Below are 6,627 nucleotides of genomic sequence, written 5' to 3'. Positions count from 1 at the left end.
ACGTTTTATTGACCGTTGTTTAGCTCGAAAGCCCGAACAATTAACGGTAGAAGAACGTGCTTTTGTACAAGAATGGCATCTTGAAGATGACCATACAAAGCATATTTATCAAGCGCTGAATCATATGCGCTATGTGTTAAAAGCAACGACACGTACACAAGCGAAAAAGCGATTAAAAGATTGGTTAAAACGATACCAGTTTCACACGTGTGGTGTCGTCGCAAAAATCGCGAAGACCATCATTGCACGAGAAGAAGCGATGATTCATACCATCTGTTCCCCTTTCTCGAATGGCATTATGGAGGGGACAAATAATAAAATTAAACTCATCAAAAGACGTGGATTTGGCTACCGAAACGATGCCCATCTGTTCCTTCGATTACGATTGGAAACAGGGCATTGATTTTGTCATCCCCGACTTATGGTGATGAACCAAAATAATACATTAATTATCTGGAGATAAAATTAAAATTGGATATTTTTAACACTGAAAAGGGTGATATTAACAAAATTAAAAGGAGACCGATAGTAAAATTAAGAAAGGAGATGAGAGGATTTGAATATTTTAAACAATAAGAAGTTAAATTTGGAACATTCTATGTCATTAAAAAATCATTCATTAATTAAGAATAAGGAATTAAAACAAATTGAAGAACAAGCAAAAGTAAGCATAAAAAATAACTCTACTATCACGAACAGAGGAAATGCTTCAATAAATCCATCAGAAATTAAAGTAAATGTTACAGGTGAAATGGCTCACTTCAATTTTATTAAGGGTATGGATGAACTGAGCTTAGATGAGAAGAGAAAAATCGATATGTTGATAAAGAAAAGTATTGAAAAGCCAAAAGGTGGTACAGGTGATTATTTCGTAATGGACCGTGCCCAAACGAATGCACAATTGCAACTGATTGCTGATAAATTGATTCCTGAAAAATACAAAGACCAGACGAATAAGGCCATTAAAAGCTATCAAGAGGATGGTTTGAACTTTCAAGTTAAAATCTATGAAGCTGCACAAGAACGTATGGATAAACTAAGCTCTAAATATCCAACATTAGGTAAGAAAACAATCGCAACGACCGGAATAAAAACATTACAAGAACAAGAAAAAAAGATGGTTGGCTCTTATAATCAACTAGATTTATCTAGCCAATCAAATTTCGTTCAGTCTTTTGAAACAATTTTAACGAACTTTAAAGAAAATCAATTGCAATTAAAAAATAGTCCTGAAGATGTTTTGAATCAATTTCAAGATGAACTTCGTGCAAAGTGGAATGATTTTGCCACACTATTTAATGACTCAAAGATTTATAAACATCCAACCGTTAATAATTCTGTGATTGATGTGCGCCTTTAAAATAATTAAGTGTTTATAAACCGTCTCAAAAGCCATTGTTTTTGAGACGATTTTCATTCAGTAATTTTAACCCGTATTACTTGCCAAATACTGTATCAAAACTTTGCTCAAAATCTATGTTTCATAAAGCCCCCTTTGTGATATAGATTTGTATATCAAAGGGGGGAAACGATGGCTTCTTATACTTATGGCTATGCACGAGTGAGTACACGACAGCAGGAATTGAATCGACAGTTAGATTTATTGAAGCAGTACAATTGCGATGAGATTTTAACGGAGAAATTATCTGGAACGAAAGCAGATCGTCCGGAATTAAATCGGCTGAAGGATAAATTGCGACCAAGGGATATGGTAATTGTTGAAAGCTTCTCTCGATTAGGTAGAAGTACGAAGGATTTAATTGAATTAGTTGCGTATTTTGAAGAACGAGAGATCAAGTTGCTAAGCATTAAAGAAAACTTTGATACTTCAACACCACAAGGGAAATTAATGATGACGGTGTTCCAAGCATTCAGCCAGTTTGAACGTGATTTAATTGTCCAGCGAACCAAGGAAGGGCTAACCAGTGCTAGAGCAAGAGGGCGTCAAGGTGGGCGTCCAAAAGTGAATGAACGTGAACTGAAAAAAGCCATCAATTTATATAAATCTGAACAGTATAGTGTGAGTGAAATTGTTGAAATGACAGGGATTAGTTGTGCTACACTTTATCGCTATTTAAAACAAGAGCAGCCCAACAGTTAATATTGGGCATGCTCTTGTTTTGTTTGCGTTTTTCCTTAACGTTGTAAATCCGCATTTTTCTGACGGGACCCCTGTTAGAGCAGCCATTTCATAATAATGGCGATTAATTGTTCCTTCCTCATCATACATATGTTTTTCCCATCGTTTTGGGATAAAATCTAATGGAGCCCCATCTGGCACTTTTCTTTTTCCTGATTCATTCATCTCGTTCAACGTTTTTAATGCATGTAATAATGGTTCAGCTGCTTTTGTAGAACGAAATTCTAAGGATTTAAGAAGAGCAGGGGTATACTTTCTGAGATAAGTAAATCTGTTTTCTAGCAAATCAAGGTAATCATAATCCATTGGCCGTGCTAGTTTTTTAGCTTCTTCAACAGAAGTAACGATTTTATCCCATGGCATTACCTTTTCAATGGTGCTAAATGGATCAAGTCCTTTATCCCGTGTTTGAATAAGGGCAGCCCCAATATCCGCAAAATGAACCACTTTTTCATTAACTGCTTTTCCATTTTCCTTTTGCATTTCTTCTTGCGTTTTACGACCTTTTGATTGTAAAATCATCATTTGCCGATCATGAATTTCAATTGCCTGGTCAATTAAGTCCTGACTTCATGTCATTAAATATGTTACAAGGATGGCATATTTCTTATTTTCTTTAAATCTGCGAAATGAATGGGGTTCATAACGTGCTCCAATACGTGATATATGAAGGGCTCCTTTCATTTACTTTTATTAAGTTAGGGAATGATAATGCAATTGTCAGTTGATTATCGTGAAATGCTATAGATATTTTGCCTCTTAGTTGCTCAACTAAGTTTTCGACAATGGATAGACCAAGACCAGTGGAATATCTTGCGGAATCAACCGTATAAAATCGATTAAATAATTTTTCAACCTCAATCGTCGTTAAAGATGAAGCGGTATTCATGAATGAAATAGTTCCGTTAGGTGAAAGGGTAATGTGCAAATCACCATCGCTATATTTAATCGCATTGCTCAGTAAATTATCGAAAATTCGATGTAAAATTTGTTGATCTCCAAAAAGTTTAATTGGCTCCTCTGGTATCGTGATGATGGGTTCGATATTTTTTTCAACAAGTGCACTGTAATATATCGAGATACTTTCTTCTAATACAGCATTTAAGGAGACAACTGTCATATTCGGTTTTTCCGTTGATGATGTAATCATCGAGTAGTGGAATAATTGCTCGATTAACCCCTTCATTGCCTCGGTACGATTTTTAATAGTGTTTAAATATTGCGTAGCTGCTGCCGATTTTTCCTCTTGTTCGAGTAGTTCAAGGTAGCCGGAAATAGCTGTTAGTGGTGTGCGTAAATCATGAGAGATATTTGTAACTGCATCTTTCAATTCCTGATCCCCGTTTTCATAACGTCTTCTTTTTTCGCGTAGCTCACGGAGGTGAATATTCATTTCCGCCGCTAAGAGTTGAATTTGTCGATCTGTTGTAGAGGTTGAAAGAAGCGTATTCGTTTCATGCGCAAGATGCTTCTTCAAATCCTCCTGAAATTCATTAATCCCTCTTCGAAGCATGAAAAGTCTGGTCCCAAGAAAGAGGACAATCAGCAATAAAACGCCACAGCAAATCCAAAGAAGCATCTTGCTCACCTACCTTTAACTTAAGTCTTTTTTACGAAATGCGATGAAGCCGATTGCAATTAATACAGCTAACATACAAAGAGAATAGAGCGGGAATAAATGGAACGGAACATCTTCCTCGCTACCAGCATACATATAGCTAGTTAGCGTTGATATATAAGCATTCAATTGCCCATATGGCAATAAATACTCAAGCGGTTGCAGTATTGTGCGCAATGGCTCATCAATATATCGAGGGTTTAGTATTTCCTCTCCAGATTGAATCAACTTTAAATAGATAAGTGCACCATCATCATTCTGTTCTGTATAATAGCTACCTTCAAATGTGCCGTCCACTGCTTGTTTGACTTCCTCTGGCGTCATTTGCTCCGGTAATTCGGACGTAATGGTACCTATATATTCCTGTTGCCCTAACGAATGGTTAATTTGATAAGCGCCAATCATGATAGCAAAGAACAGGATGAAATTAATGATTGCTGCAATTTCACGTGATGAAATCAGTATACTGACAACGGTAAACAAAATGCTCCAAACAAAGATACTCATTATAAAGCCAACACTACTAGATAGTATGACTGCTAGTGGAATATTTGCAGCCATTGTTGTACTCGCAATCACGATAAATGGAATGAAAAATGCACCGATAAAAATTGTGCTAGTTATCAAACTAAGCGTGATTTGTGCAAAGTAAATCGTGGCCTTTGTTTTACCAGCAATGACTTTATTACGAATCGTACCGTCTGCGTATTCTCTACCAATCATCAGTGAGAAGTAGGCGGCAAGTAGAATAAATAAAGGCATAATGAATATATCGTCAAATAGTTCACTCGTTGCAACGGACATACCATAAACGCCCCCATTTATGAAAATGGCAGTGAGTATTAACCAAAATAATTTGCTTTTTTTAGAGCGAAATAGCTCTGCTCGTATGACGTTAAGCATGTTTAGCACCTCCTACAATGTTTAAGTAGTAGTGTTCTAAACTTTCATCGAGCTCATGTATAGACAGCACATTGCAATGTTCGTTCGCAAGTCTTAAAACAAGTGGGGTAATGTGTACCTCACCAAACACATTTACAGCTTCTTCAGAAACAACCGTATATTCCTGTTGCATAGAATCGAGTACACGTGTTAGCACACCCATATTCGACACTTTTATACGGGTACATTTACGGAATACTTTTTCTAACTCGGTGCTACTAATTTCTTGAATCATTTTACCGTTATCAATAAAGCCATAGTGCGTTGCTACACGTGCTAATTCATCTAATATATGGCTTGAAATGAGTATCGTTATTTGCTGCTCACGATTTAATTTTAAGATGAGCTCGCGCATTTCGATAATACCCTTTGGATCAAGTCCGTTCATCGGTTCGTCGAGTACTAAAAAATCAGGGTCTCCGCATAGTGCAACAGCAATGCCTAATCGTTGTCGCATACCGAGTGAAAAGTGCTTCGCCTTTTTCTTGCCGGTATGCTCGAGGCCGACTAATCGAAGTAACGTTGGAATCCCATCAAAAGAGGGGAGTCCGAGCACACGATACTGCACCTTTAAATTGTCCTCAGCTGTCATATTCATATAAATAGAAGGCCCTTCAATGACTGCACCTATACGGCGACGCATCGTTGAAATATCGCTTTCATGATGATTTGTGCCATATAACGTATACGCCCCAGCTGTTGGCTCTTGTAAACCACAAATGAGCCGAATAAGCGTTGTTTTACCGGCACCATTTTTACCTACAAAGCCGTAAATAGCTCCCTTTGGCACGCTCATATGTAAATCGTTAATGACCGTATTTTGATGATACTTTTTTGTTAAACCTTGTACTTGTAATACATAGTCCATATTACAACCTCCTTTGATGTGCCCAAAGGATAGCAAAAAAGTGTAAAGAAAACGGTTAAGAAAATGGTAAAGAAATCGTATAGATTTAATTGTTTTCAAATTTAAAGCCGATACCCCAAATTGCTTGTATATAGTCCTTGCCAGTCGCTTCACGCAATTTAATCCGAATATTGCTCATATGTACTTTCAATGTTGATTCTGTGCAATCGGGCGTATCACTTGAAATAACATGTAGGATTTGCGACTTTGTGACAACTTGCTTTGGATGTTGAAGCAAGCATTTTAAAATTGCATACTCTGTTCTAGTGAGCTTTATAGGCTGTTCATGGACGGTCACTACATGAGAAATGGTATCCATTGTAATATCAGAATAGGTAAGTAGCTGCTGCTGTTCTGTTTGTTGTGCCTTTCGTAGTTGAACCCTTATACGCGCAACAAGCTCTTCTAAATTGAAAGGCTTTGTCACATAATCTGCAGCTCCGTTTAGCAGTAACTGAACCTTTTCATTTACTTCTGCTTTGGCACTCATAATAATAACTGGCGTTTGTTGAATTTTAGGTAATACTTCTTCACCTGAGAGACCGGGTAGCATAAGGTCTAGTAAAATCAAATCAGGTTGCTGCGATGCCAAAACGAGCAATGCCTCTGTTCCAGAAAAAGCCTTTAAGACATGAAAGCCTTCCCGCTGTAAACGATTTGCCACCATATCGCTTATATAAATATCATCTTCAACAATTAAAATGGATTGCATGGATCGTTCCTCCATTCAATTTGGTATACAATATTTTGATTAAAAAACTCTCTTCATACTTGCACCATATTTTTCAAAATATCGTTTCTATATGAAAGCATAGCATAAAAGTTTGACTTTAAATCGATAAAAATATGCAGGATTTTATATAACATCGTAACAAACGCAGCCAATACAAAAATAAGCGTAAACGTTGCTGGCACTGACTTTTAACAAAAGTGCATAAAATCACGTATAAACAATGTTCCATAAAAAACGAGAAAACGCTGTTACATCAACGTTTTCTCGTTTTGTTTATGTCCCCAAAG

7 protein-coding genes and 1 pseudogene are annotated in these 6,627 nt (G+C 36.8%); 3 read left to right on the top strand and 5 right to left on the bottom strand.

Annotated elements, in window-relative coordinates:
* The 3 genes from CH76_RS12765 to CH76_RS12755 all read left to right on the top strand — a co-directional run.
* Positions 1-403: ISL3 family transposase (locus tag CH76_RS12765; RefSeq protein WP_036147057.1), on the top strand; the 403-nt coding region annotated here is incomplete at its 5' end.
* Positions 404-556: 153 nt separating this feature from the next.
* Entirely contained in the window at positions 557-1,360 is an 804-nt protein-coding gene (locus CH76_RS12760) for a hypothetical protein (protein ID WP_036147056.1), read from the top strand.
* A gap of 171 nt (positions 1,361-1,531) precedes the next feature.
* A complete protein-coding gene (locus tag CH76_RS12755) occupies positions 1,532-2,101 on the top strand; it encodes a recombinase family protein (RefSeq protein WP_036147053.1) in 570 nt (189 codons plus the stop codon).
* A 72-nt stretch (positions 2,102-2,173) separates the two neighbouring features.
* On the opposite strand, the pseudogene CH76_RS12750 reads toward CH76_RS12755, so the two are convergent.
* From CH76_RS12750 to CH76_RS12730, 5 genes and pseudogenes are all read right to left on the bottom strand, one after another.
* Positions 2,174-2,806, bottom strand: a pseudogene (locus CH76_RS12750) (Tn3 family transposase); the annotation flags it as partial.
* A complete protein-coding gene (locus CH76_RS12745; protein ID WP_235190404.1) occupies positions 2,781-3,533 on the bottom strand; it encodes a HAMP domain-containing sensor histidine kinase in 753 nt (250 codons plus the stop codon). The pseudogene CH76_RS12750 and the gene CH76_RS12745, both read right to left, overlap by 26 nt.
* A gap of 201 nt (positions 3,534-3,734) precedes the next feature.
* The gene (locus tag CH76_RS12740) at positions 3,735-4,661 is read right to left on the bottom strand and encodes an ABC transporter permease subunit (protein ID WP_036147048.1); all 927 of its coding nucleotides are present in this window, start codon (positions 4,659-4,661) and stop codon (positions 3,735-3,737) included.
* Positions 4,654-5,568 (bottom strand): ATP-binding cassette domain-containing protein, encoded by a 915-nt coding sequence (locus tag CH76_RS12735; protein ID WP_036147046.1) that lies wholly within the window; start codon positions 5,566-5,568, stop codon positions 4,654-4,656. Before CH76_RS12735 ends, CH76_RS12740 begins: the two co-directional genes overlap by 8 nt.
* An 85-nt stretch (positions 5,569-5,653) precedes the next feature.
* Complete coding sequence (locus CH76_RS12730; RefSeq protein WP_036147044.1) at positions 5,654-6,319, bottom strand: response regulator transcription factor; 666 nt, start codon at positions 6,317-6,319, stop codon at positions 5,654-5,656.
* Positions 6,320-6,627 lie beyond the last annotated feature (308 nt).

The sequence above is a fragment of the Lysinibacillus sp. BF-4 genome (assembly GCF_000743635.1).
Taxonomy (GTDB): Bacteria; Bacillota; Bacilli; order Bacillales_A; family Planococcaceae; genus Metalysinibacillus; species Metalysinibacillus saudimassiliensis.
The sequence above is the reverse complement of the archived record's forward strand: the minus strand, read 5'-3'. Positions and strand labels throughout refer to the sequence as shown.

What these genes read in the sequence shown, in the direction of transcription:
- CH76_RS12755 (WP_036147053.1), top strand. Translation starts at nt 1,532, where the DNA reads ATGGCTTCTTATACTTATGGCTATGCACGAGTGAGTACACGACAGCAG.
- CH76_RS12730 (WP_036147044.1), bottom strand. Translation starts at nt 6,319, where the DNA reads ATGCAATCCATTTTAATTGTTGAAGATGATATTTATATAAGCGATATG.
- CH76_RS12735 (WP_036147046.1), bottom strand. Translation starts at nt 5,568, where the DNA reads ATGGACTATGTATTACAAGTACAAGGTTTAACAAAAAAGTATCATCAA.
- CH76_RS12740 (WP_036147048.1), bottom strand. Translation starts at nt 4,661, where the DNA reads ATGCTTAACGTCATACGAGCAGAGCTATTTCGCTCTAAAAAAAGCAAA.
- CH76_RS12745 (WP_235190404.1), bottom strand. Translation starts at nt 3,533, where the DNA reads ATGAATATTCACCTCCGTGAGCTACGCGAAAAAAGAAGACGTTATGAA.